The organism is Shewanella waksmanii (assembly GCF_043643685.1).
In the GTDB taxonomy this organism is placed as follows: Bacteria; Pseudomonadota; Gammaproteobacteria; order Enterobacterales; family Shewanellaceae; genus Shewanella; species Shewanella waksmanii_A.
This window is the reverse complement of the sequence record NZ_JBHZSN010000006.1, coordinates 148,367-170,047: the sequence shown is the minus strand read 5'-3', so window position 1 is coordinate 170,047 and position 21,681 is coordinate 148,367. Positions and strand designations below refer to the sequence as shown.

Sequence of the window (21,681 nt, the reverse complement as noted above, 5' to 3'; positions counted from 1 at the left end):
CTAATTAATGTGCTGACTTGTCAAACGTTGATGAATGCTCTTGAAGATACTTTTGCACCAGTGCTTGGGTATCTTGGTCCATGTTGACAAAGGCAATCATGCCTTGGAACATGCCTGGCCAGGTGTTAGCGTCAAAGTGCGCAGCATCAGGCTGAGTGTGGCAAACACTACAAGCGGTGTTATAGGTGCCGCGAGCATAGTCCCAAAGTGGTTGTAAATCGCTGAGTAAGTAATCGGTATCGGTCCAAATTACCGCTTCCACACGTTGCCACTTCAATCCTGTCATCGGATCTTCTTGTTCTTCAAAGGTGTTAATTACGCCTTCTTCAAGTGCTGCATCTTTAGTGAGTTGTGCACTTAAGATATTGAGTCCGAAGTCATAGTAAATCACGCGTCCGGCACCAATTTTCTTACGCCAGCCATCAATGCCGATCTTGGCGCGATTACCTTTCACCTCTAGCACTTTTACTTTGGTGGCAATGTTTAAAGTACCGGCTTCTACATCGGTTTTTTCATTGAAGTACAATGGTTTGGTTAAGGCAGTGAAGTAGCTTTGGTTCACTTCAAGGCTGCTAACTCCTGACCCTACCTGACCAATCAGTTCTGGTGCACGGGCAGTGCCCATATCAGGGAGTTTGTGAGCGATACCTTTATGGCAATCAATACAGCTTTGATCTAACTCTGCCGCGCGTTTCATCTGCTTTTGCGCTAGAGCAGACATGTCTTCCCACTTCATGGAATCATAGTTGTGGCAGTTTTTGCATGCCAAAGAGTTATCGCGGTCAAAGCGTTTCCACTCGCGGCTGGCCATTTCTAAGCGTTTTTCTTCAAACTTCTCTGGCGTATTAACCGTTTGCAATAACCAACCCCATACATCATGAGATGCTTCCATTTTACGGCCAATTTTGCGGCTCCACTCATGGGGAACGTGGCAGTCAGGGCAGGTAGCACGCACACCTGAATGATTTGACCAGTGAACAGTTTCTTGTAGCTCTTGGTAGGGCTTGCTTTCCATACTGTGGCAGCTAATGCAGAACTCTTCTGTATTAGTGGCTTCTAGTGCGGTGTTAAATCCACCCCAAAAAATGATCCCCATTAGAAATGCAGAGATACTGATTGATCCTAGGGTTAAATACTGTGCTGGTTTGTTTAATGTGCGCCAGATGTTGATAAACCATCTCATAATCGCATCCTCTTGATAAATATAAACTAAGTGATGGTTTAGTGACCGACTACGCCACCAAATGCTTGAATCATCCAAATGATGAAACCGTAAACGCTGACAAAACTGACGGCGAGTACGGGAAACAGAATAAAGATGATGAAGCTCAGTGCTTTCAACTCATCTTTTTTGTTAGCAGCTGTGGTATTTGCAGCTTGAGGCTTTGCCATGGTCTGACTCCGGCTGAATAAGCAATTTTTGATGAGGCCATTATAGGGAGCAGATATGAATGACGATGGCGATGATAATGAATGGATTAAGACAAGTTATGACAAAATATGAACAGATTTATTTTTGAATTTTTACCTTTACTATCAGTAATTTGGTGTGATTGTTTTCTAAAATATTAAAAATCAAGTTAGTAACTCATTTTATGGTTTTACTCTTTGTTATTAGTCTGCCCTGCATGATATTAACCATACGATAGGAGTGGCGATACCTATGCAGGTAGATTTTTATAAACGGCTAACAGCGCTACTAGATGAGTTGCAGCGAGAACTCAATCAAGAAGTGATTGATTATAACAAGGTTGCACTGTTTGCTGAGTTTGCCTTGAATCGAGCCTATGAAATTTTGTTATTAAATGGTGGTGAGTTTGAGTTGCAACACGCGGAAAGAGTGATTCAGTACACGCTGCAGGTGACGCCAGACATTAGCTCTTTTTTACACCAAGGGCGCAGCTTGCTAAACGATATGGCTAAGGCTAGCAATCAGCAACAGATTGCCTCAATCTGTGCTTTGCTGGTGGAGCAACTACTGTATATAAAAACGATCGCCAATAGCCGGATGAACCTCAGCGAATACCTGTTAGATTAGCAAAACTAGCTAATTAGCCAATAACTCATTAGCTAGACACGCTTTAACCAAGCAACTGCCAGCCAATAAACCCTATCCAGCTGAGGATAAGCAGCAGCCAGGGTAAGATTTGTTGATTCTTAGTGGTGGTATGCTCTGGTGTATTTGATTCAAGATCTGCGCTATCGCGCGCTTTGGCTTTGAGGGCTTGTTTGCGCTGTTTATCTTTGGCTCTTGCCTTGGATTTTTGTTGTTTCTTATATTCGGCAATGCCTTTTTCAATCCCTTGAGCGATCAGCTTAGTTTGTTCTTTCGTTTGTCCCGGCTTTTGGGTCGCTTTAGCTACCTTCATTGCCTCATTTTTAGTTTCGTTGGAGATGGTTTGTGCCATGCTGATGATTAAGTTGCTTGAATTCAACGCGCACTATATCAGGTATAGTAACCAAAATGCAGTGCGCAGATAGCAACAGCTGTTAAGCGGCCAGCTCGTTGCTTGGTGGGTTCTTTGCCAAGAACTCGAATAATCCTGTTTGCAAGTTCACGTTCCAAAATCGGCCTGCTAATGTAAGCTCTAACTGCTGTTGTTGCACTGTGGCTAAGCCATTTTGTTGCCACTTGTTGAATAAGGGCATCAGATGGTTGGCTAGCGCGGTTGGCAGCAGTGCTAAGTTTAGAAGACCTGTGTCTAAGCCGCGTTTGAAAATAGCGTCAAGCTGCGCTTTAGGGTTTGGCGTCATCATCATTTGTGGCACTTGTACCGGTGTGCTTGTTGTTGCGTGTTGATGGGCTTGATGCCAAGCCTTTAAATCGCGTCCATTCATGCAGGCATGCCCATGTATGCTGCCGCCAGCTCCTGCGCCGAAAGGTAAGATTTCAATGCCACTCTTGGCCAATGTATTGTAAATACTGCGTTCTCTTTCATCGCGGCGCCAGTGACAACTTGATAATCTTTGCCAGCCATTGGATTCAAAATGGCTAGCGCCAGTGGCGTACATTTGAGCACGGGTTTGACTGTCAGCTTGAAATTGATTGTTTGCCGGCGCGATAACCTTGCCTTTGTCTTTCGCGTGCTCCATACGCGATCCTTGCAGGCCGATCAATTGATATAAATCGATGCCGTGTACACCGCTATCAAGCACGGCTTGTAGATCTTGTTGCCAAATGTCCATGGTTTGACCGGGCAAACCAAAGATCAGGTCGATCACAACGCTCGCGGTGGGGTGCTGGCTGAGTTGTTGCAGTCGTTCGAGTAGATTGGATTTGTCATCGAAGCGGCCTGCCGCTATGCGCACATCGGTATCAAAGCTCTGCACGCCAAAAGAGAAACGGTTAAAACCATTGTTGGTTGCCGCAAGCCATTTATCATCATCAAGACCATTTAGCCGACCTTCAAGGGTAACCTCAGCATCATCGACTAAGTTGAACCGTTTGATCGCTTGACCTAAGCGACCGATCTCCTGAGCTTGCATATCCGTTGGAGTGCCGCCACCCACGTAAACCGTATCAAATGGCTGACTTTGGGCAAAAGGGGTATCCGCTGCGATATGTAATTGTTCTACCAATACATCTGCGTAGTGACTGACTTTCTCTGGGTTAGTCCCATTTTCAAAGAAGTTACAAAAACTGCAGCGTTTACGGCAAAACGGTAGGTGGATATACAAGGCTCTTTGGCTAGCTTGACTTGGTTGTTGCCACCACTGTTGCCAATGTGCCGAGTCGATATTCACCGGACGAACATTACTTCGCCCAGCATGGGGAGCACTTTTGACTTTAAAAGCATGTTGAAGTGGATCGGGACTATTGAGTCCCGTCATTGTGGGGGTAAATTGCATAGCAACCTCAAGTAACGATTTATTCGATAATAATAATCATTATCAAATGGTTTTTTGTTGCTGCGGATCAAACTTCCAGCAGGGAGTTTGTAAAACTATGTCAATTTTGTCGGTGACTTATCTCTGTCTAATGTAAGTATTTTTTACAATGCAGTTCAGTAGTGGTTCGGCCGCGACATGTGTAAATTTTAAAGGCTTTTGCAGCGCAGCAAAAAGCGGAGTGCCTGCACCTAAAATGACTGGAATTGTGGTAATAATGAGTTTGTCGATAAGGTCCCGCTGCAGAAATTGTTGAATGACCTTACCACCATCAATGTATAAATTTTGGTAACCCTGTTGATGAATGCTTTGTAGTACATCTTCAATCTCGCCGTTGACGATAAAAGCTTTGTTCTCTAACTCTAATGGTACAGAGGTTAATTGATTACTTAATACAAACACTGGCTTGCTATAGGGCCAGTCAACGCCAAAACTCAATACCATTTCAAATGTATTTCGTCCCATCACTAAGGCATCAACACTGCCCATGAACGCATTAAAACCTAAGTCATCATTGTCGGGATTAGGAATATCATGTAACCAATCCAAATTGTCATTCTCGCCAGCGATCAAGCCATCAAGACTCGTTGCAATATAAGCCGTGTTTGTCATGACATTTCCTCATTAAAAGGCCAGCATAGCTTCAGAGCCGTGTGGCAAGCAGCGCCACAATATTGAATTTGCCGACGAAATAAATTAATATTCTACACTGTAGAAAATAATATTTTATCGAGACAAATTCATGACTGTCAAGACCAAGAAGCGCGGTCGCCCGCCAGCATCGGGCCAGCCACTTAGCCAGCAGCGCATTATTTCCCAGGCGAAGCTGATGATGCTTGAGCAGGGAAAAGTTCCTAGCATTAGACAGTTAGCGGCCGAATTACAGGTCGATGCCATGGCGATATATCACTATTTCGACAATAAAAATGTGTTGCTTGAATCACTGGCCATGTCATTAGTTGCTGAAGTGGCAATGGAGCAAACTGCTGATGACTGGCAAGCAGAATTGTTAGCACTTAGTCAACGTTACATTGGCTTATTGAGTCAATATGCCGGGTTACTCGACACCTTGTTAACCATGAAGTCGACCGGGCCAGCAGAAGTGTTCACCACTCAGCTAGTTAACATCTTAGAGCCGCTGAATTTAGACCAGCAACATTTCAATCATGTATTGTGTTTACTGGTTGATTACTTACATGGATTTGCCCTAGCTATGCGCTGTGACACCACCGGGCAATTAACTGTGGCACAATTACAAGGACCCATTTCACTCTTATGTCAGGCAATTGAACTGCCACGCTAATCGCCGTTTAACTAAAACAGTAAAGGTGAGCCGCTATCAGGCGCGTTCACCACAACGGGATCGTAGTGCCAAACTTGACGTACTGTGTCTGCTGTCAGGGTACTTGCGGCGCAGCCATCACCCACGATTTGACCTTGTTCAAGGATCACCAGCCTGTCGGCATAACGAGATGCTTGGTTAAGGTCGTGTAACACGACAATAACCGCATACTGATGCTGATGAGCTAAGGTCTTTGCCAGTGATAAAACTCGATGCTGTTGAGCTAAATCTAATGCTGAAGTGGGCTCATCTAACAATAATATCGGCGTTTGCGGAGCTTGCGCCAATTGAGTCAGTACGCGTGCAAGTTGCACCCGTTGCTTTTCGCCGCCAGAGAGTGTCGGGTAGCTACGATTTTGCAGATGCAGTAGATCGACTTTAACCAATTGCTCGCGCACTAATTCCTGTCCTTGTTGCTGACTTAATGTCAACGGGTAGAGTCCCATCTCAACCACTTCATGGACTTTAAAGGGGAAAGTTAACGACGCATGCTGGGGCAATACTGCGAGTGATTTAGCCAGATGTTGACGATTCCATTGTGGGAGCGCTTGGTCAAATACCTTGATGCTACCCGCATCAAGGCTTATCTCCTGACATAAGCTTTTCAGCAGCGTTGATTTACCAGCCCCATTAGGGCCTAACAACGCGGTCACTTGACCAGCTTGAATGTCTAAGTTGATATCGGTTAAAACGGGTTTATGACCGATACGTACGCTGAGATGACGGACTTGCAGTACCGTATCGCCAGCGACTTGTTCGGGCGTTTTGTTGGGCATTGTCATTATGATACCAACCTATGGCGTTGTTTAAGTAACAGCAAGATGAAAAATGGTGCGCCCAAAAGGGCAGTCACTAGTCCTACAGGTAGCTCTGATGGCGCGACCAATGCGCGAGCGCCAATATCTGCAAGCGCCAATATTGCTGCGCCCAACATGGCGCTAAGGGGCAGCAACTGCTTGTGATCGGGTCCTACCATCATGCGTACTAAATGGGGCACCACTAGGCCAATGAAGCCGATAATACCGGTAGCGGCAACGGCTATTCCAACGCCAATAGCGCATAATACGATCAGTTTGAACTTCAATTTATCGACATCGAGCCCAAGGTGGCGTGCTTCTGCTTCACCAAGCAAAAGCGCATTGAGTGCCTTAGCGCTGCGGTTAAATTGCCAACTCACCAGTGCCAACGCTATTAACGTTAAAATGACATAGTGCCACTGTGCGCCGGCAATTGATCCCATTTGCCACAAGGTTAAATCCCTCAGTGCCATGTCATCGGCCATGTAGGTTAATAACCCGATGCCAGCACCAGCTAGGGCGGCAATGGCTACTCCCGATAACAGCAGTAACACCACCGAAGTACCACTGGGGCTGCTCGCTAAGCGATACACGGTCAAGGTGGTTAACAGGCCAGCAATGAATGCTGATAATGCAACCATGTATTCTCCGCCCTGTGGGAACAGCACGATACATATAGCCGCGCCTAACGCTGCACCGGAAGAGACGCCGATAATGCCGGGATCGGCTAGCGGGTTGCGAAACAACCCTTGCATTACCGCGCCGCATTGCGCCAGCACTGCACCGACAGCAAGGGCTAACAATGTTCTGGGTAAGCGCACATTGTTTATGACGAGTTGCTCATGGGGAGCAACATTGCCCATTTCAAGCTGCGTTGCCCAATTGACCATGGCTTGCAAACTGACGGAAGGGCTTATTTGTAGTGGACCTATGCTGACAGACATCAAGCTTGTGATTACCAATGCGCCAAGTAATCCAGGCCACAGCCAACGACGATTATCCATTGTTTATCCTGCTATTATTTGCTTAGTACTGCTTAACCATGATGAAATCACTTGCCAGTTTATCGGCTGCTTCAATGGCACTTAGGCCGAGCCCACCGAGTAAAGCTTGTGGTTTTAGTGATTGTATTTGCTTGTTCTTACCAGCCGGAGTGTGTGCTAAAAGCGGCATAGCGCTCAGTAGATCTGCAACCGGATCCTCAACAGGTTTATCTGAGCGGTTTGAGATGAGGATGACATCAGGCTGGAGCGACAAAATGCCTTCTTGAGACACCGATTTGTAACCACTAAACCCAGCGATATTATTGCCGCCGGCTAATTTAATGATGATATCTGCCGCAGTGTCGTCACCACCAACGCGGGCGGGGCGGTCAGCTTGTAACAGCAAAAATAGCACTTTAGGGGCGTCACCTTGTTGGGCAATCTTTTGTTGCTTCTGCTCAATGTCTTTGAACGATTGATTAATATTGGCTTGTAAGGTTTGGGCTTGTGGTTGTCGATGCAGCAATTCACCTATTTGCTCAATATTGCTTAGCAGCTGTGCTTTGGTATTCGCGTGGGGCAGTTGCACTACATTGACATTGGCGCCAGACAGTACATCTAAGGTGGCTTTTGGACCCATTGCATCTGTACCTAAAAGCATGTGTGGCGATAAGGCGAGTATGCCTTCTGCGCTTAACATGCGGTGATAGCCTAGTTTAGCAATGTCATCATGGCCTTGTGGCAGTTGGCTGGTTGAATCTACCGCAACCAGCTCATCAATACCGTCTAGTGCCAGCACTAGCTCGGTGACACCTGCACCTGCGCTGACGACCCGCTGTGTTGTCTCATCATTGGCCAAAGCCTGAGTTGATAACAGCATTGACGCCGCGAGTCCCAAGGAACACGCTGCTAATTTTTGTTGTGAAAGACGTTTTATTGTTCTGCTTAGCTTGAACATGGTTTTCTCCAAGGTAATAAGTTATCTGCAACCCGCGCTTTTACTTAGGGTTCCATTAAAATTTGGGTGTTACTGATTTGCTGCCGTTGCAAAAGGGCCAGCACGGTCATAAGCGGCTGTACCGGGGCAGACTTGTCCGCTGCGACAACAACTTTACTGTCTGGTTGGGCACTAAAGGCTTTGATAAAAGCGGCTTCAAAAGCGTCAAAATCATCAAACTTTTGGCCATCGATTGCCCAATGTGGCGCATCTAGCAGAATATTGATGGCGATGTGCTGCTGTTGTGAAAGTGCGCTAAGCTCAGAGTCTGCTTCTGTTGGCACCTCCACAGGCAGGGTTAATAGCTGGGTATTGGCGGTGAGCAATAGAAACACCAAGACAATAAAGATGATGTCGATTAACGGGGTGAGATCGAGGCCGAATGAGCTCGAACTATTATTGCTGTTTGCGCTAATCATTAGGCTTGTCCTACTGTTGGTGCAGCATTGATGGCGGTATTTGCTTGGCTGTGTTCATTGGCACTTTGTGCTGAACGCGAACTGCAGCATTGTGCTTGTTCACAGGTGGCGGCTTTAGAGCAAATTTGTGCGGTGGTATCACGGCCGATGCTTAAAGCACCATCAAAGCCATCTAGCCATAAATTAAGTAAGTTAAGTGCATGGGCAAGTTTGTCACAGCGACGTTCTGCCCACAGGGTAAACAGGTGCGCTAAGGTAATCGCAGGGACAGCAATAATTAATCCTGCTGCGGTGGTGTTCATCGCCAGTCCTAACCCTGATGCGAGCTGAGAAGGGGTAACAGGTCCATCGGAAGCACCAAGCTCTGAAAACATATCAATTAGACCCAATACCGTACCCAGTAGCCCCAGTAATGGTGTGATCACGCCAATAATTTGCAGTACCTTTAGACCAGAGAGTAGGCGGCCTTTTTGCTTAACTAGCCATAAACTGACAATCTCTTCTCGCATGCTGCGCGAGTGTTCACTGTGGCTCAACAAGAGTGCGGTGCCCTGAGCAAGCATGCTGCGACCTTGGCTAATATTGTTCATTAATTGCTTTTGCTCTTGCGCGGTTGCGGTGCGAGCTTGCGCACGTAACTGTGCTAACCATTTATCTCGTTTGGGGAGTTCAAATAGCACCAAAGCTAAGCGCTCTAGGGTGATCAACAAACAGATAAATGCGCAAATAAACAGTGGCCAAGTTAAATAGCCAAGTTGTTCAGACCATTGTTGATAAAGCGGTTGTGACATGATTTTTTCCTCGGTGATCTCTTCGATCCCATAGCCAAAACAAATACGCTGGTGTCATTCCTAAATTGCTGTTGGCATCATTAAACAGATGCAGCCTAACTCCGAGTTAGGTTGTTGTGTGACGAAGTCAGTTAAGGGCAAATTTAATCGGCACCCTAACGGTATAGGCATAAGCGGTTTGCGGCTGCGGTGCTGCAAATTGCCACTTTTCGACTGCGGCCAATGCCGCTTTATCTAAGAGGCGATAACCCGAACTATCCACGAGCTCTAATGACAGTTGCTCACCATATTGGTTGAACATTACTTCAATGGTTGCCGTACCTTGTAGGCCACGTTTACGTGCTTTTTTGGGGTAGTGGGGTTGTGCTGGAGGTGTTGCAAAGGTTGGACTGCTGAGTATTACATTTTGTTGGGTCACACCTTGCTTAGCATCGCTTGCTGCCTGATTGTGTGCCACTTCTAAATCAGGTGTGGTTGATTGTTTGGTATCGGTAACAGGTTGCAATGGTTCTGCTGGAGTTGCTGATTTAGCCGTCGCCGTATCTGAGTCGTTGGTTTCAGCTGTCGGTTTTGCCTGCTTGATAGGTTTAGCTACTTTAGGTTCAGGCTTTGTGGGCTTTTCAATGGCTGGTTTTGGCTTTGGTTTTGCCGCTGGTGCGGCCTTAGCCACTTCCTTAACGGGTTCAGCTTTGGGTTGAGGTTGTTTCGCCGCAGGAGGCTCAGAAGCCTGACTTGCACGCATTGCAATTGATACATTGACTGCTTGGCTTCCCATGGCACTGCCTGCGCTTAAGGCGATGCTAGGTTGAGAATTTTGTGACGCTAATACCGCTCCTTGAAGAAGAACAGTGATGCAACCAAAAGCAAAATAACGTTTAGGAGTCATGAGTAACTATCTTAAAATAATCAAATCAAGCTCAAAATAATCCATAATTTCAGCCTGTTAATACCTAATTCAATCCTTTAGCTAAATAGTGATATCGCCATCTAGTGTAAATAGGTTATACGAATAAAAATAAGATCGCAAATGATAATGATTTTCATTTGATCTGTATTTTTTTCTCAGGTAAAGTGCCCGAAATAATGACAATGGGTGCGGAATCTTCACGCTTAATGGACTAAATGAGTCGACTCAAGCTACCCCTTTTTTACCATTTGAGGATTGAAACATGACCAAGAAGCCGATAGTTGTCGCTGTCGCAATGGCGATGAGCGCATCAGCAGTTGCGCAGCAAGCGGCCAGCGTGACAGAGTTCGACGAAGTACTTGTTACCGCAACGCGAGTGACTGAGAAAGCCTCTGAAACCAGCCGCAGTGTCGCGGTTGTTAATGAAGAGCAGTTACAAGAGTCACAACCAGCTTCAGTTGCGCAAGCGCTAAAGAACGAAGCCAACGTCAATGTCACTAATGGTCCACGCGCATCTTCACAAGGGGTTGAGATCCGTGGTTTAGGCGGACAACGTGTTTTACAAACTATTGATGGTGCCAGACAAAATACTAACTCTGGTCACCGCGGTACCTATTTCATGGACCCTGAATTATTGAGTTCAGTGGAAGTGGTTCGTGGCCCAGCGAGTAGTTTATGGGGGAGTGGCGCTATTGGTGGTGTTGTTGCACAAAATACTAAGTCAGCACAGGACTTTCTTGATGAAGGTGACGGGTTTGGTGGCTATCTTAAGCAAGGGTTTGAAACTAACGGCAACCGTTTAAAAACCAGTGGTGCAATATACGGCCTGACCGAGCAAGCAAGCGGTGGCAGTGTCGATTGGTTAGTTAATGGCAGCTATTACGATAATGACAACATTAAAATTGGTGGTGACAAAACCTTAGAAAACAGTGCCTCTCGCGGTAGCAGTGGTTTGGCTAAAATTGGTTGGCAACCGACTGACGATCAGCGCTTACAGTTATCGGCGCGTTTTTCAGATATTAATGAGTTAGTACCGAGCAACCCAGCCACCGAAGTGGGTAGCTCTGTGCCATTAGTGCGCCGTATGACAAAGGACACTAACGTCACCCTAGATTACAGCATTAACCCGACTAACAATGCCTATTTAGATCTTAATGCCACCTTGTACTGGAATGGCACGGATTACGATGAAGATCGGGTAACTAAAAACCAATTTGATAGCACTGAATATGAAACCCTTGGGTTTAGCATCAATAACCGCTCAGATTTTGGCATGACCAAGCTGACCTACGGGGTAGATGGTTATAAAGACAGCATTAATACCGTGCGTGACGACAGTGGGCAAGCGGGTCAGCGACCAGATAGTCTAGATGGTGAAACCACGGTTTGGGGTGCCTTCACCCGTGCGGATATTGAGCTGACTGAGCGTTGGGCAATTGATGCTGCGGTTCGATACGATGCGTTTGAAAACCAAAGTAATAACCTTAATGCCTCAAGTGACGATAGTGCGTTCTCGCCTTCAGTGGGTTTAACCTGGAAAACGACCAATTGGTTGACCCTAAGCGCGCGTTATGATGAAGCGTTTAGAGCACCTAGCATCGAAGAGATGTACTCAACAGGTACTCACTATTGCATTCCTCCTATTCCAGGTTTTTTACCTAACGGTTTATGCAATACCTTTGAAATCAATCCAGATTTGCAAGCTGAAAAAGCGCAAAACAAAGAGATCAAAGCTGATTTACGATTTGCCAATATGGCAGGTAATGACGAGTTAGCTATGACTTTGAGCGTGTTCAGAAATGATGTCGATGACTTCATTGAGCAGTCTGTTTCTAACCCGCTAATGGGCATTCCAGGTCTTGAGCAAACCACTTCTTGGGATAATGTTGATGAAGCCAAACTTACCGGCTTTGAGTTTTCGACAAAGTACCGTTACCAGCAAACTCGAGTATCACTCAATTATGGTCAAACTGAAGGTAAAGATAAGGCAAATGACGAGTACTTATCGAACATTCCTGCTAAGAAGTTAGCCATCGATCTATCACAGGGACTGATGGAAGGGGATGTCAAAGTCGGTACTCGCTTTACTTATGTTGCTGAGCAAGACCAGCTTCCAGAAGAAAACTTAAATCAATACGACTCTTACAAACTTTGGGATGTATATGTGGCTTGGGAACCAGCCATGGGTACGTTTGAAGGGTTAAGAGTTGACTTTGCGATTGAAAATATCGGTGATGAGGAATATCGCCAAGCGTGGCAAACCTTGTATGAGCAAGGCAGGAACTACAAATTGTCAGCGCGCTATAGCTTTTAACTTGCCGATGTTTGCAAGTTAATCAGCCACTGTATCTGAGGTCGATTTGAGCTAAAGGTCAAATAGGCCTCTTGGTGGTTTTAAGTCTTAACCGTTTTGAGTCTAAGCCTTTTAAGGATAGGCCTTTTTAAGACCAAGCCAATTTAAGGTTAAGTCGTTAAACCTCTTAAATGAGACGGAACAAGATAGGAGATATTCCATGTCAGTCACTGTGACTCAGATTCAACAGTACATTGAAGCCAATCCAAGCGCTATGCCCGGGCAAGTTGCTAGTGAATTGCAAGTGAGCGAATTTACTGTGGCGTCAGCCTTGCCTGCAGAGCAAGTCGCCTTGGTACCACTTAGCCAAAAAGATAACTTGCTTGCCGATTTACCATCGTGGGGAACCATGACCACGATTGTGTCAGCATCAGGCAGTATTTTTGAATTTAAAGGGGCATTCCCAAAAGGAAAATATGCCCATGGGTACTACAACCTCATCACCAAAGGCGATGGCCTGCATGGTCATCTAAAGCTAGATGATATCAGTGCTATCGCGTTAATCAGTAAGCCATTTAGAGGCACTGAAAGTCACTCTATCAACTTTTTTGGTGCCCAAGGAGAGGTGGTATTTAAAGTGTACCTTGGTCGCGACAAAAAGCGTCAGTTGTTACCAGAGCAAGTCGTTCGCTTTATGGCGTTACGTGAATCATCAACGGTAGCTGCTTGATTAGCAATGCCAACTAATGTCACGACAGTTACGAGGAAAAAATCATGACCACAGAAAAAGAGCAACGTCTACGAGACAAACTACTGCCTGAAATAGAAGCCTTCAAACATGAGCGCAACTCATTGCAACTGGCCACCCAAGATGCAACGGGGACACCTAACGCCAGTTATGCGCCGTTTGCGGTTGCCGATGATGGTTTTTATATACTAGTGAGTGAGCTAGCGCGCCATGGTACCAACTTAAAGGTGTCTAACAAGGTATCAGTCATGTTGGTGGAAGATGAGGCGGATGCGAAAAGTGTGTTTGCGCGTAAACGATTAACGTTTGATGCTACAGCCCAATTGATTCAACGTAATACCGACGCTTTCGACAAAGGTATTGACGTTTTAGCGCAGCGCTTAGGCTCAATCATTGATAACTTAGCGACGCTAGAAGACTTTAATTTATTTAAGCTTTCACCTCACCATGGCTTATATGTGAAAGGTTTTGGCCAAGCATTCAGCCTATCGGGTAACGAGTTATTGGATGTTGATTGGAAGCGCGATGGCCACCATGGAACACCAAAAGCTGAGCTTGCCACTAGCAACGAGTCTGTCAGCTAGCTTAAACCCAATTTCAACATCATTGAATAAACATTGCCCGCCCTTGTGCGGGTTTTGTTATTCTAGTGGCGAAATGTGCCTGAGACTTCGCCCAAAATTTTAAGGAATAAGCTTGAGTAATTCTACCGCACCCGCAGATGCTGTTACCCAAAAGTCGACAGCTTCAGAGCAAGTTCAATCAGCTCCTAGTGCTAAACAGCGCGCGATTTTGCCATGGATTGGTGCTTTTTTACGTCCCTATCGATTAAGAGTGGTGGCGGCCATTGTATTTTTGTTTATCGGCTCCCTGGCATGGTTATCTCTAGGCCAAGGTGTGAGGTTAATGGTTGATGAGGGATTTCTTGCTGATAACGGCTCACGGCTCAATGAAATTATCTTATTGGTGATCGCGATTACTGCCTTAAGTAGTTCAGCGATTTTTTGCCGATTTTACTTAATGACCTGGCTAGGTGAGCGTGTCAGTGCCGATATTCGCCTTAAAGTTTATGACCATCTATTGAAACTGTCGCCAGGGTTCTACGCTAAACAGCGCACCGGAGAAGTGATTTCTCGTTTTACCGCAGACTCCACCTTACTACAATCAGTGGTGGGCTCGAGCTTATCCATGGCGCTGCGTGCCAGTGTCACTGTGATAGGCGGCATCTCGATGATGGCGGTTACCAGTTTAAAAATGACAGGCCTAGTATTACTTGCCGTGCCTATGGTGCTAGGACCGATTTTCTTTTTCGGTCGTAAAGTAAGGGATTTATCCCGTAAGAGCCAAGATAAAATGGGCGACCTTGGTGCTTATGTAGATGAAAGCTTACATGAAATTCATACCGTACAAGCCTATTCCCATGAAGATAAAGACCGCGAGCTATTTAATGACCGCATTGAAGCGATAATGGCAGCTGCGAGTGGCCGAATAAAATACCGCTCCATTTTGATAGCCTTAGTCATGTTCTTAAGTATTTTGGCGATCGCATTAGTGACTTGGGTTGGTGCCCATGATGTCATGAGTGGCAATATTACAGGTGGTGAGCTTTCAGCATTTATGTTTTATGCCGTAATGGTTGCCGGCTCCGTGGCGACAATCAGTGAGGTTATTGGCGAAATACAGCGTGCAGCTGGCGCGACTGAGCGGTTAATTGAATTGGTTGAAACGCCCATTGATATTCCAGTTGTGGCTCAACCTGCGACATTACCTGCCAAGGTGAAAGGGCAGCTGCAGCTAAATCAAATACGCTTTAGTTACCGAGATAGCGAATCTGAGGCTTTGGCAGATAACGAAACCGTTACCCCACAGGCGGTTATTAATGACCTTAACTTGCACGTTCACTCCGGCGAGCGAGTGGCATTAGTCGGAGCCAGTGGTGCAGGCAAAAGTACCTTGTTTGAACTGTTGCAACGGTTTTATGTACTTGATAGTGGGGAAATTTTACTTGACGGTATCGATATTGCTCAGCTGTGCCCACAAACCTTGCGAAAGCAATATGCTTTGGTGCCACAGGAGTCGGTTATTTTTGCCACTAGTGTCTTGGAAAACGTGCGTTATGGGCGATTAGATGCCACAGAGCAAGAGGTGAAACAGGCCTGTATCGCTGCCAGAGCGGATGAGTTTATCAGCGAATTTAGCGAAGGGTATCAGACTTACCTTGGTGAGCGAGGTGTCCGCTTATCTGGTGGTCAGAAGCAGCGTATTGCCATTGCCAGAGCGATTCTTGCCGATAGACCGATATTACTGCTCGATGAAGCAACTAGTGCACTGGACGCGGTGAGTGAACTGAAAGTGAAACAAGCGCTCGATACCTTAATGATAGGAAAAACCACCTTGATTATTGCCCATCGATTGGCAACAGTGATAAATGCCGATCGCATTGTGGTGGTCGATAAAGGTCAAATTGTGGCCAGTGGTACCCACCAACAACTGATGCAAAGTAGCGATCTGTACCGTGAATTTGCCAGTTTACAATTGTTGACCGATGACGGCCGAACTTTAGCTGAACAACACAATGAAATACGCCCTAACTAATTGATAAAATAGTGATCGATTCTTTTAACAAACTGGTATTGGGTTTTTAGTATCTTAGGTTTTAGCATCTTTGGTATTTAGCATCTTTGGTTTTTAGTATCTTAGGTTTAGCACCTTAGGCCGAACAAACGAGGTAGTGTGATGGCAAAGTGGATTGGATTGCTTATGTTAGTGTTGTCAGGGTGTACTAGCTTGCCTGATGATATTACCCCGGTAAATAATTTTGAGTTACCTAAATACTTAGGTACATGGTATGAAGTCGCTAGGCTCGATCATAGCTTTGAGCGCGGTATGTCTGCGGTTACGGCGACCTATTCGATGCGAGCAGATGGTGGCGTTAAAGTATTGAACCGTGGTTATATTGATCAAGAGCAGCAATGGGATGATGCTGAAGGGAAAGCTTACTTTGTTGAAAGTAGCGATGTGGGTCACCTAAAAGTGTCGTTCTTTGGTCCTTTTTATCACGTACGCCCACGGTCGATAATGGGTTGAATCAGCGTGTTATACCAATCGGCATAAAGATGTGATCGCTCAGCGAGAGTTTAGCGCTTCTGAGACAAGGCAACGAATGAAGGGCATAGTTACTCTACGTTCAAGTTCGTTTACACAGTATCAGAAGTGCTAAAACTCGCCCTTTGGGAGCTTTTTTGGCTGCCTACTTCTTCGTTGAATAACTTCCCAATAGAACCACTATTACTTAAGTTATTCGTCTCGAACTCGTTTGCCAAAAATAGCTTTGAGTAGATCACTTTCTTATGCCGATTGGTATTAGTGAACAAGCCAAGCAGATGGGTTTTGATACTCAGCAAATTATCTGGGTTGATCAATCGAAAAACGGTTAATAAAAAAGGGAGCTTAGCTCCCTTTTTTATTGCTGATAGCTGAGATTGAAGGTCAATCCGCTAAGCTGGGTTTCTTAATTCTCTACGCAGTATTTTACCTACTGTGGATTTGGGTAAACTGGCAACAAACTCGATAATTTTTGGTACCTTATAAGCAGTAAGCTGCTCACGGCAGTACTGCTGTAGCTGCTGCTTGGCGTCATCTTCTATGGCATTTGGGTCCGCCAATACGATAACCGCTTTGACAGCTTCGCCACTGTGTTCATCACTTACGCCTACAACCGCACACTCAAGCACGGCGTCGTGGCTTGATAAAATATCTTCTACTTCGTTGGGGTAAACATTAAAACCTGAGACAATAATCATGTCTTTCTTGCGGTCGACTATTTTGTGCAGCCCATCTTTAGTCGCAAGGGCGATATCACCGGTTTTGAAGTAGCCATCCTGAGTCATGACCTTGGCAGTTTCTTCAGGTTTATTCCAATAGCCCTGCATCACTTGCGGGCCACTTACTGCTAATTCACCGATCTCACCGATGGCGACTTCATTGTCGTCCATATCTAAAATCTTAACTGAGGTTTCTATAACAGGCTTACCTATGGTGCCAAGCTGCTCTAACCCTGGGGCGTTAAGCGAAACCACCGGCGAGGTTTCAGATAAACCATAGCCTTCGCTAATGGTGCAGCCAGTGGTTTGTTGCCACATTGATGCGGCAGCTTGAGTGAGCGCTGTACCTCCTGAAATGGTGACTTTTAAACGACTAAAATCAAGCGCTTTAAAGGCGGGCTGGTGGCATAAGCCGACAAATAAGGTATTGAGGCCAGCAAAACCGGTAAACTGATGTTGGCTTAGTGTGTCGATGAGGCCAGAGATATCCCGCGGATTAGGGATAAGCACCGAGCAGCCGCCTTGTTCAAAATACAGCACTAAGTTCACCATAAAGGCGTAGATATGATAAACCGGAAGTGGGGCTACAAATACCTCTTCACCTTGAACGAGACGGTCGCCAATACGGGATTTAATCTGCATGGCATTGGCAATCAAGTTTCGGTGACTAAGCATCGCGCCTTTAGAAAGCCCTGTAGTGCCGCCGGTATATTGCAGGACAGCAAGATCGTTTAACTGTGCTTTAACTGGCTGGTAATCAAGTTGCTTACCAGCCTCGATTGCGTCCATCAATCGGGTGAACTCAAAGCCACATGGAGCAACCTCTTGTACTTGATGTAAATCGAGTGCGTGGGTGGCAAATACGTGCTCGATACCCGTAGCTGCGACCACCTCGGTGAGGGTAGGCAGTAAATCTGATAGGACGATTAATGCTTTTGCGCCAGAGTCATTATATTGATGGATAAGTTCACGTGGGGTGTAAAGCGGGTTGGTATTGACCAAAATCATTCCCGCGCGCATGGCGCCATAGGCGGCAATCGCGAACTGAGTAATATTAGGCAGTTGAATGGCAACCCGATCGCCTTTCTGCAGTGGCGTATGATGTTGCAAGTATGCGGCGAAGGCGCGGGATAATCGCTCAACATCATTGAAGCTAGTCGTTTTTTGTAAACACGAGTATGCCGTTTTATCCCCATAGCGCTCAGCAGATTGTTCGATCAGATCTATCATCGATTCATATTGGGAGAGATCGATACGTGTGTCAGCGTCATAGGCCATAAGCTACCTCGTAAATTATTAATTATTGTTGTCGACTTATTTTTGTTGCTTGTTATTCCGCGCATGTTTCGTCTTTGATATTGACGAATTTGTTAATTCAAACGGTTGTTTAGATTAGAGCTAAAAATCACCATAGGTCAACAGCTAATATGAACAGGGTTACTGGTAGGATGAGTGTGGTCGGTTAATGCAAGGCCCGTGACCGACTCTATGAAAGAGTCGGTCAGAAAGTTAATTGGATTAGGTCAACAAGCCCTACGCTTATGGTCGATAAAAGTTGGTATCTTGGGCGACGAGTTGGCTGTAATCACTGATATCTTGCACAATGAGGGTTAACTTACTAAACCCTTGGGTATCGACGGGGGCGGCCTGTACGATAGTGATGGGGTAAGTGAGCTGCTCACCCGCTTTAATAAACAGTTCGGTTTCACTGTTTATCACGTAGGTTTGATTCGCTGTTGTTGCTAACTCATAGTTCCTATCTTGTTGAGTTTTATTGCGAATTTTTAGGGTGTAGCTATTTTCTATTTGTGCTTCGTTGTTTTCTCGATACAAGGCTTGTCGATCACGTAAGATATTGAGTTCAATCGCTGACTTCTGCTGTAAATCGACGGCAAAAATCGCCAGTACGGCCACAAAGGCTAGACCATAGCCAACAAACTTTAGGGATTTAAACCGGTTAACAGTAAGGCCAGCCATGGCATTTTCGCTACTGTAGCGAATAAGCCCTGTTTGATAACCAAATTTGCCCATGGTTTCATCACAGGCATCAGCGCAAGCTCCACAGTTAATGCATTCGTATTGCAAGCCATTACGAATATCGATACCAGTTGGGCAAACATCAACACATAGGTGACAATCTACGCAATCACCGAGCTCGGTTGCTTGATTGCGCTTACGGGGACCTCGAGATTCACCTCGAGTTGCATCATAGGTGACAGCCAAGGTATTGGCATCGTACATCGCCGATTGAAAACGGGCATAAGGGCAGCAATGTAAGCACATTTGCTCACGCATCCAGCCAGCATTTAAGTAGGTGCAGGCGGCAAAAAACCATACCCAAGCGCCTACCCAAAACGACGTATTGAAGCTAAAAACATCGTAGTAGAGTTGATTGGCTGGGACAAAATAGGCAATAAACCCACAGCCAGTAATTAAGGCGACGAGGGCCCAACTAAGGTGTTTGCTACCTCGCTTGAGTAGCTTTTGTGGGTGCCACTTTGCTTTGTCTAAGGCATGGCGTTTATTACTGCTACCTTCAATCTTTTCCTCAATCCAAATATAGATAAATGACCAAGCGGTTTGCGGACACAAATACCCACACCAAATACGCCCCCAGAACACGGTTATAAAAAACAGTAGGAAGGCGGCTGCAATAAATACCCAGGCAAGTAATGTAAAGTCTTGTGGCCACAATGTGGTGCCAAAGAAACGGAACTGCTGCAATTCTAAATCAAATAAAATGGCTTGTTGCCCTTGGTATTGAATAAACGGAATCGCAAAAAACAAGACGATGAGAAAACTATTAAATATACTTCGCAGCCGTTGATAACGACCCTTTTGTGATTTGATATGGATCTTTTTTGGGGTGTCGATGTTTTTAACTTTTATTGCTTGTTGTTGATATTTATGACTGACTTTTTCGGACGATGAAATTGCCACTGAAGAAGTTTGTTTAGCATCAAGGTGATATTTAACCTTGTTATTATTAGGGTTAAAGGCGCTATTATTCATTTTGGTTCCAACTGCTGAATTGCCCACATAGTGACACTGCTATAGCAATCTAGAGACCAACTTTTTCATTGTTTAAGTTCTTGAATAACAACTGGTTTTTTAAATGGTAGCGTTGGTTGGGTCGCGATATATCGTGTCTTGGCGATATATCGTGACTTTATTAGCGCTAAATTCACATCATGGAACTGAAATTAGGGGCGAGTGATGGCAAGTTTATGCATGCGGGATCGTAAGGTGCTAGGCGGCAAGCCAAGGGCATTTGCGGCACCATTTGGCCCAGAAATGCGCCAGTTGAAGCGTTGAAGTACTGATTCGATATGCTGCTTTTCAATCTCGCTTAGGCGCATGTCATCGCTATGGGGGGCCGTAGCGGTGGTGGTGAGTTTGGGTATTTGTAGCAGTTCACCTAGAGCCAAAATGCTGTAACGCTCCAGTAAGTTTTGCAGTTCACGGACATTTCCTGGCCAGCTGTAAGCGCTGAGGTGTTGTAAGCTATTGCGGCTAATACCGGTTATTTTTTTACCCAGCTTTTTATTGATATCCGACAGAATATCACTAACCAGCAAGGGTAAATCTTCGAGTCTATCCCTTAGTGGCGGTACATGGATGGGAAATACGTTAAGTCGGTAGTATAGGTCCATTCTAAACAAACCTTGCTCTACCCGCTTACTCAGATCATGGTGGGTGGCTGCTATCAGACGAATGTTAACCTTAATTGTTTGGCTGCTACCGACGCGCTCAAATGCTTGTTCCTGTATGACCCTGAGCAATTTTGATTGTGCTTCTAGGGATAGCTCTGCAACCTCATCAAGAAACAAGGTGCCATTATCTGCCAGTTCAAAGCGGCCTTTTCGCCTTGTGGCAGCCCCGGTAAAGGCGCCTTTCTCATGGCCAAACAGTTCACTCTCTAACAAACTGGGGCTGAAGGACGCGCAGTTGACGCTAATCAGTGGTTTATCAGCTCGGTCACTTAATTGGTGTAAGTTTCGCGCGACTAACTCTTTACCTGTACCATTTTCACCGCTGATCAATACCGTGCTGTCGGTATGGGCAACAAGTTTTATTTGCTGAGCAACTTGCTGCATTTTAGGACTATCGCCAGATAAACTGACATCGCCATTGTGGTTGGCTAGCTCGCTGAGCAGGTAATGGTTTTCGTTGGCCAGCTTCTCCGAAAGCGCTTGTACTTGTTCTAATGCTTGGCGCAATGAGTCTTCAGTTTGCTTTTGAATGGTGATGTCACGAAATATCGCGACTACGCCAATGAGCTGGTTGTCTCGGTAGACTGGGGTAGAGGTGTAATGTACTGGAAAGCTACTGCCATCTTTACGCCAAAACACATCGTGACTCACTTCGCGAGCAATACCGTCGTTGAGGGTATTGTAGATGGGGCAGTCTTCTTGGGGGTAGTGACTGCCATCAGCATGACTGTGATGGTGGCAATCATGAATGTTTTTGCCTAATAGCTCGGCACTGTCCCAGCCTGTCATCTTTTCAGCAGCAGGATTGATAAATACCGCGTGACCGTTGAGATCGAAACCATATATGCCTTCATTGACTGCATTAAGTATCAGCTTATTTTCCGGCAAAAATTGGGTAAGCTGTTGTTCACTATTGCTTTGTTTTTTACTACTTACTCGTAATGTGGGCTTGTCCATATTGCTAAACCAGCAGTTTCAA

20 protein-coding genes and 1 pseudogene are annotated in these 21,681 nt (G+C 45.6%); 7 read left to right on the top strand and 14 right to left on the bottom strand.

The window, feature by feature from the left end:
- Nucleotides 1-4: 4 nt before the first annotated feature.
- Nucleotides 5-1,183, bottom strand: a complete 1,179-nt coding sequence (torC, locus tag ACHUFW_RS11380; RefSeq protein WP_394203141.1) for a pentaheme c-type cytochrome TorC — start codon at nt 1,181-1,183, stop codon at nt 5-7.
- 38 nt (nt 1,184-1,221) lie between these two features.
- Nucleotides 1,222-1,392 (bottom strand): trimethylamine N-oxide reductase system protein TorE, encoded by a 171-nt coding sequence (torE, locus tag ACHUFW_RS11375; protein WP_394203140.1) that lies wholly within the window; start codon nt 1,390-1,392, stop codon nt 1,222-1,224.
- Nucleotides 1,393-1,663: 271 nt separating this feature from the next.
- Here torE and ACHUFW_RS11370 point away from each other — a divergent pair, with 271 nt between their 5' ends.
- On the top strand, nt 1,664-2,038 hold the full coding sequence (locus ACHUFW_RS11370) for a hypothetical protein (RefSeq protein WP_394203138.1): 375 nt from the start codon (nt 1,664-1,666) through the stop codon (nt 2,036-2,038).
- 43 nt (nt 2,039-2,081) lie between these two features.
- On the opposite strand, the gene ACHUFW_RS11365 is transcribed toward ACHUFW_RS11370, so the two are convergent.
- From ACHUFW_RS11365 to ACHUFW_RS11355, 3 genes are all read right to left on the bottom strand, one after another.
- Nucleotides 2,082-2,408, bottom strand: a complete 327-nt coding sequence (locus ACHUFW_RS11365) for a DUF2956 domain-containing protein (RefSeq protein ID WP_394203403.1) — start codon at nt 2,406-2,408, stop codon at nt 2,082-2,084.
- An 82-nt stretch (nt 2,409-2,490) separates the two neighbouring features.
- Nucleotides 2,491-3,849, bottom strand: a complete 1,359-nt coding sequence (hutW, locus tag ACHUFW_RS11360) for a heme anaerobic degradation radical SAM methyltransferase ChuW/HutW (RefSeq protein ID WP_394203136.1) — start codon at nt 3,847-3,849, stop codon at nt 2,491-2,493.
- 117 nt (nt 3,850-3,966) lie between these two features.
- Nucleotides 3,967-4,500 (bottom strand): dihydrofolate reductase family protein, encoded by a 534-nt coding sequence (locus ACHUFW_RS11355; RefSeq protein ID WP_394203135.1) that lies wholly within the window; start codon nt 4,498-4,500, stop codon nt 3,967-3,969.
- Nucleotides 4,501-4,630: 130 nt separating this feature from the next.
- Here ACHUFW_RS11355 and ACHUFW_RS11350 point away from each other — a divergent pair, with 130 nt between their 5' ends.
- Entirely contained in the window at nt 4,631-5,191 is a 561-nt protein-coding gene (locus ACHUFW_RS11350) for a TetR/AcrR family transcriptional regulator (protein ID WP_394203133.1), read from the top strand.
- Nucleotides 5,192-5,202: 11 nt separating this feature from the next.
- Here the strand turns inward: ACHUFW_RS11350 and ACHUFW_RS11345 are convergent, their stop codons facing one another.
- The 6 genes from ACHUFW_RS11345 to ACHUFW_RS11320 form a co-directional block, all read right to left on the bottom strand.
- Nucleotides 5,203-6,012, bottom strand: a complete 810-nt coding sequence (locus tag ACHUFW_RS11345) for a heme ABC transporter ATP-binding protein (protein ID WP_394203132.1) — start codon at nt 6,010-6,012, stop codon at nt 5,203-5,205.
- Complete coding sequence (locus tag ACHUFW_RS11340) at nt 6,012-7,031, bottom strand: FecCD family ABC transporter permease (RefSeq protein ID WP_394203130.1); 1,020 nt, start codon at nt 7,029-7,031, stop codon at nt 6,012-6,014. The genes ACHUFW_RS11345 and ACHUFW_RS11340 overlap by 1 nt, the downstream gene beginning before the upstream one ends.
- 22 nt (nt 7,032-7,053) lie before the next feature.
- Nucleotides 7,054-7,968 carry a heme/hemin ABC transporter substrate-binding protein gene (locus ACHUFW_RS11335; RefSeq protein ID WP_394203128.1) on the bottom strand — a complete coding sequence of 305 codons (915 nt, stop codon included), beginning with the start codon at nt 7,966-7,968 and terminating at the stop codon, nt 7,054-7,056.
- 44 nt (nt 7,969-8,012) lie between these two features.
- Nucleotides 8,013-8,426, bottom strand: a complete 414-nt coding sequence (locus ACHUFW_RS11330; RefSeq protein WP_394203126.1) for an ExbD/TolR family protein — start codon at nt 8,424-8,426, stop codon at nt 8,013-8,015.
- Nucleotides 8,426-9,217, bottom strand: a complete 792-nt coding sequence (locus ACHUFW_RS11325; protein ID WP_394203124.1) for a MotA/TolQ/ExbB proton channel family protein — start codon at nt 9,215-9,217, stop codon at nt 8,426-8,428. The genes ACHUFW_RS11330 and ACHUFW_RS11325 overlap by 1 nt, the downstream gene beginning before the upstream one ends.
- Before the next feature lie 127 nt (nt 9,218-9,344).
- Nucleotides 9,345-10,103, bottom strand: coding sequence for an energy transducer TonB (locus tag ACHUFW_RS11320; RefSeq protein WP_394203122.1), 759 nt, complete (start codon nt 10,101-10,103; stop codon nt 9,345-9,347).
- 283 nt (nt 10,104-10,386) lie between these two features.
- Here ACHUFW_RS11320 and ACHUFW_RS11315 point away from each other — a divergent pair, with 283 nt between their 5' ends.
- From ACHUFW_RS11315 to ACHUFW_RS11295, 5 genes and pseudogenes are all read left to right on the top strand, one after another.
- A complete protein-coding gene (locus ACHUFW_RS11315) occupies nt 10,387-12,438 on the top strand; it encodes a TonB-dependent hemoglobin/transferrin/lactoferrin family receptor (RefSeq protein ID WP_394203120.1) in 2,052 nt (683 codons plus the stop codon).
- A 199-nt stretch (nt 12,439-12,637) separates the two neighbouring features.
- Nucleotides 12,638-13,147, top strand: a complete 510-nt coding sequence (gene hutX / locus ACHUFW_RS11310) for a heme utilization cystosolic carrier protein HutX (RefSeq protein ID WP_394203119.1) — start codon at nt 12,638-12,640, stop codon at nt 13,145-13,147.
- Nucleotides 13,148-13,191: 44 nt separating this feature from the next.
- The gene (gene hutZ / locus ACHUFW_RS11305) at nt 13,192-13,749 is read left to right on the top strand and encodes a heme utilization protein HutZ (protein WP_394203118.1); all 558 of its coding nucleotides are present in this window, start codon (nt 13,192-13,194) and stop codon (nt 13,747-13,749) included.
- A gap of 205 nt (nt 13,750-13,954) precedes the next feature.
- Complete coding sequence (locus tag ACHUFW_RS11300) at nt 13,955-15,760, top strand: ABC transporter transmembrane domain-containing protein (RefSeq protein WP_394203401.1); 1,806 nt, start codon at nt 13,955-13,957, stop codon at nt 15,758-15,760.
- A 141-nt stretch (nt 15,761-15,901) separates the two neighbouring features.
- Nucleotides 15,902-16,222: pseudogene (locus tag ACHUFW_RS11295) on the top strand (lipocalin family protein); the annotation flags it as partial.
- Nucleotides 16,223-16,662: 440 nt separating this feature from the next.
- Here ACHUFW_RS11295 and ACHUFW_RS11290 read toward each other — a convergent pair.
- From ACHUFW_RS11290 to ACHUFW_RS11280, 3 genes are all read right to left on the bottom strand, one after another.
- Nucleotides 16,663-18,267, bottom strand: a complete 1,605-nt coding sequence (locus tag ACHUFW_RS11290) for an AMP-binding protein (RefSeq protein WP_394203117.1) — start codon at nt 18,265-18,267, stop codon at nt 16,663-16,665.
- 261 nt (nt 18,268-18,528) lie between these two features.
- On the bottom strand, nt 18,529-20,001 hold the full coding sequence (ccoG, locus tag ACHUFW_RS11285; RefSeq protein ID WP_394203115.1) for a cytochrome c oxidase accessory protein CcoG: 1,473 nt from the start codon (nt 19,999-20,001) through the stop codon (nt 18,529-18,531).
- Between the two features lie 191 nt (nt 20,002-20,192).
- Nucleotides 20,193-21,659 carry a sigma-54 interaction domain-containing protein gene (locus ACHUFW_RS11280; RefSeq protein ID WP_394203113.1) on the bottom strand — a complete coding sequence of 489 codons (1,467 nt, stop codon included), beginning with the start codon at nt 21,657-21,659 and terminating at the stop codon, nt 20,193-20,195.
- Nucleotides 21,660-21,681 lie beyond the last annotated feature (22 nt).

Excerpts from the sequence above, each read along its gene's own strand:
- hutZ (WP_394203118.1), top strand. The coding sequence starts at position 13,192 with ATGACCACAGAAAAAGAGCAACGTCTACGAGACAAACTACTGCCTGAA.
- ACHUFW_RS11370 (WP_394203138.1), top strand. The coding sequence starts at position 1,664 with ATGCAGGTAGATTTTTATAAACGGCTAACAGCGCTACTAGATGAGTTG.
- ccoG (WP_394203115.1), bottom strand. The coding sequence starts at position 20,001 with ATGAATAATAGCGCCTTTAACCCTAATAATAACAAGGTTAAATATCAC.
- ACHUFW_RS11365 (WP_394203403.1), bottom strand. The coding sequence starts at position 2,408 with ATGGCACAAACCATCTCCAACGAAACTAAAAATGAGGCAATGAAGGTA.
- ACHUFW_RS11320 (WP_394203122.1), bottom strand. The coding sequence starts at position 10,103 with ATGACTCCTAAACGTTATTTTGCTTTTGGTTGCATCACTGTTCTTCTT.
- hutW (WP_394203136.1), bottom strand. The coding sequence starts at position 3,849 with ATGCAATTTACCCCCACAATGACGGGACTCAATAGTCCCGATCCACTT.
- torE (WP_394203140.1), bottom strand. The coding sequence starts at position 1,392 with ATGGCAAAGCCTCAAGCTGCAAATACCACAGCTGCTAACAAAAAAGAT.
- ACHUFW_RS11325 (WP_394203124.1), bottom strand. The coding sequence starts at position 9,217 with ATGTCACAACCGCTTTATCAACAATGGTCTGAACAACTTGGCTATTTA.
- ACHUFW_RS11355 (WP_394203135.1), bottom strand. The coding sequence starts at position 4,500 with ATGACAAACACGGCTTATATTGCAACGAGTCTTGATGGCTTGATCGCT.
- ACHUFW_RS11290 (WP_394203117.1), bottom strand. The coding sequence starts at position 18,267 with ATGGCCTATGACGCTGACACACGTATCGATCTCTCCCAATATGAATCG.
- ACHUFW_RS11345 (WP_394203132.1), bottom strand. The coding sequence starts at position 6,012 with ATGACAATGCCCAACAAAACGCCCGAACAAGTCGCTGGCGATACGGTA.
- ACHUFW_RS11340 (WP_394203130.1), bottom strand. The coding sequence starts at position 7,031 with ATGGATAATCGTCGTTGGCTGTGGCCTGGATTACTTGGCGCATTGGTA.
- ACHUFW_RS11315 (WP_394203120.1), top strand. The coding sequence starts at position 10,387 with ATGACCAAGAAGCCGATAGTTGTCGCTGTCGCAATGGCGATGAGCGCA.
- ACHUFW_RS11330 (WP_394203126.1), bottom strand. The coding sequence starts at position 8,426 with ATGATTAGCGCAAACAGCAATAATAGTTCGAGCTCATTCGGCCTCGAT.
- hutX (WP_394203119.1), top strand. The coding sequence starts at position 12,638 with ATGTCAGTCACTGTGACTCAGATTCAACAGTACATTGAAGCCAATCCA.
- torC (WP_394203141.1), bottom strand. The coding sequence starts at position 1,183 with ATGAGATGGTTTATCAACATCTGGCGCACATTAAACAAACCAGCACAG.
- ACHUFW_RS11335 (WP_394203128.1), bottom strand. The coding sequence starts at position 7,968 with ATGTTCAAGCTAAGCAGAACAATAAAACGTCTTTCACAACAAAAATTA.
- ACHUFW_RS11280 (WP_394203113.1), bottom strand. The coding sequence starts at position 21,659 with ATGGACAAGCCCACATTACGAGTAAGTAGTAAAAAACAAAGCAATAGT.
- ACHUFW_RS11350 (WP_394203133.1), top strand. The coding sequence starts at position 4,631 with ATGACTGTCAAGACCAAGAAGCGCGGTCGCCCGCCAGCATCGGGCCAG.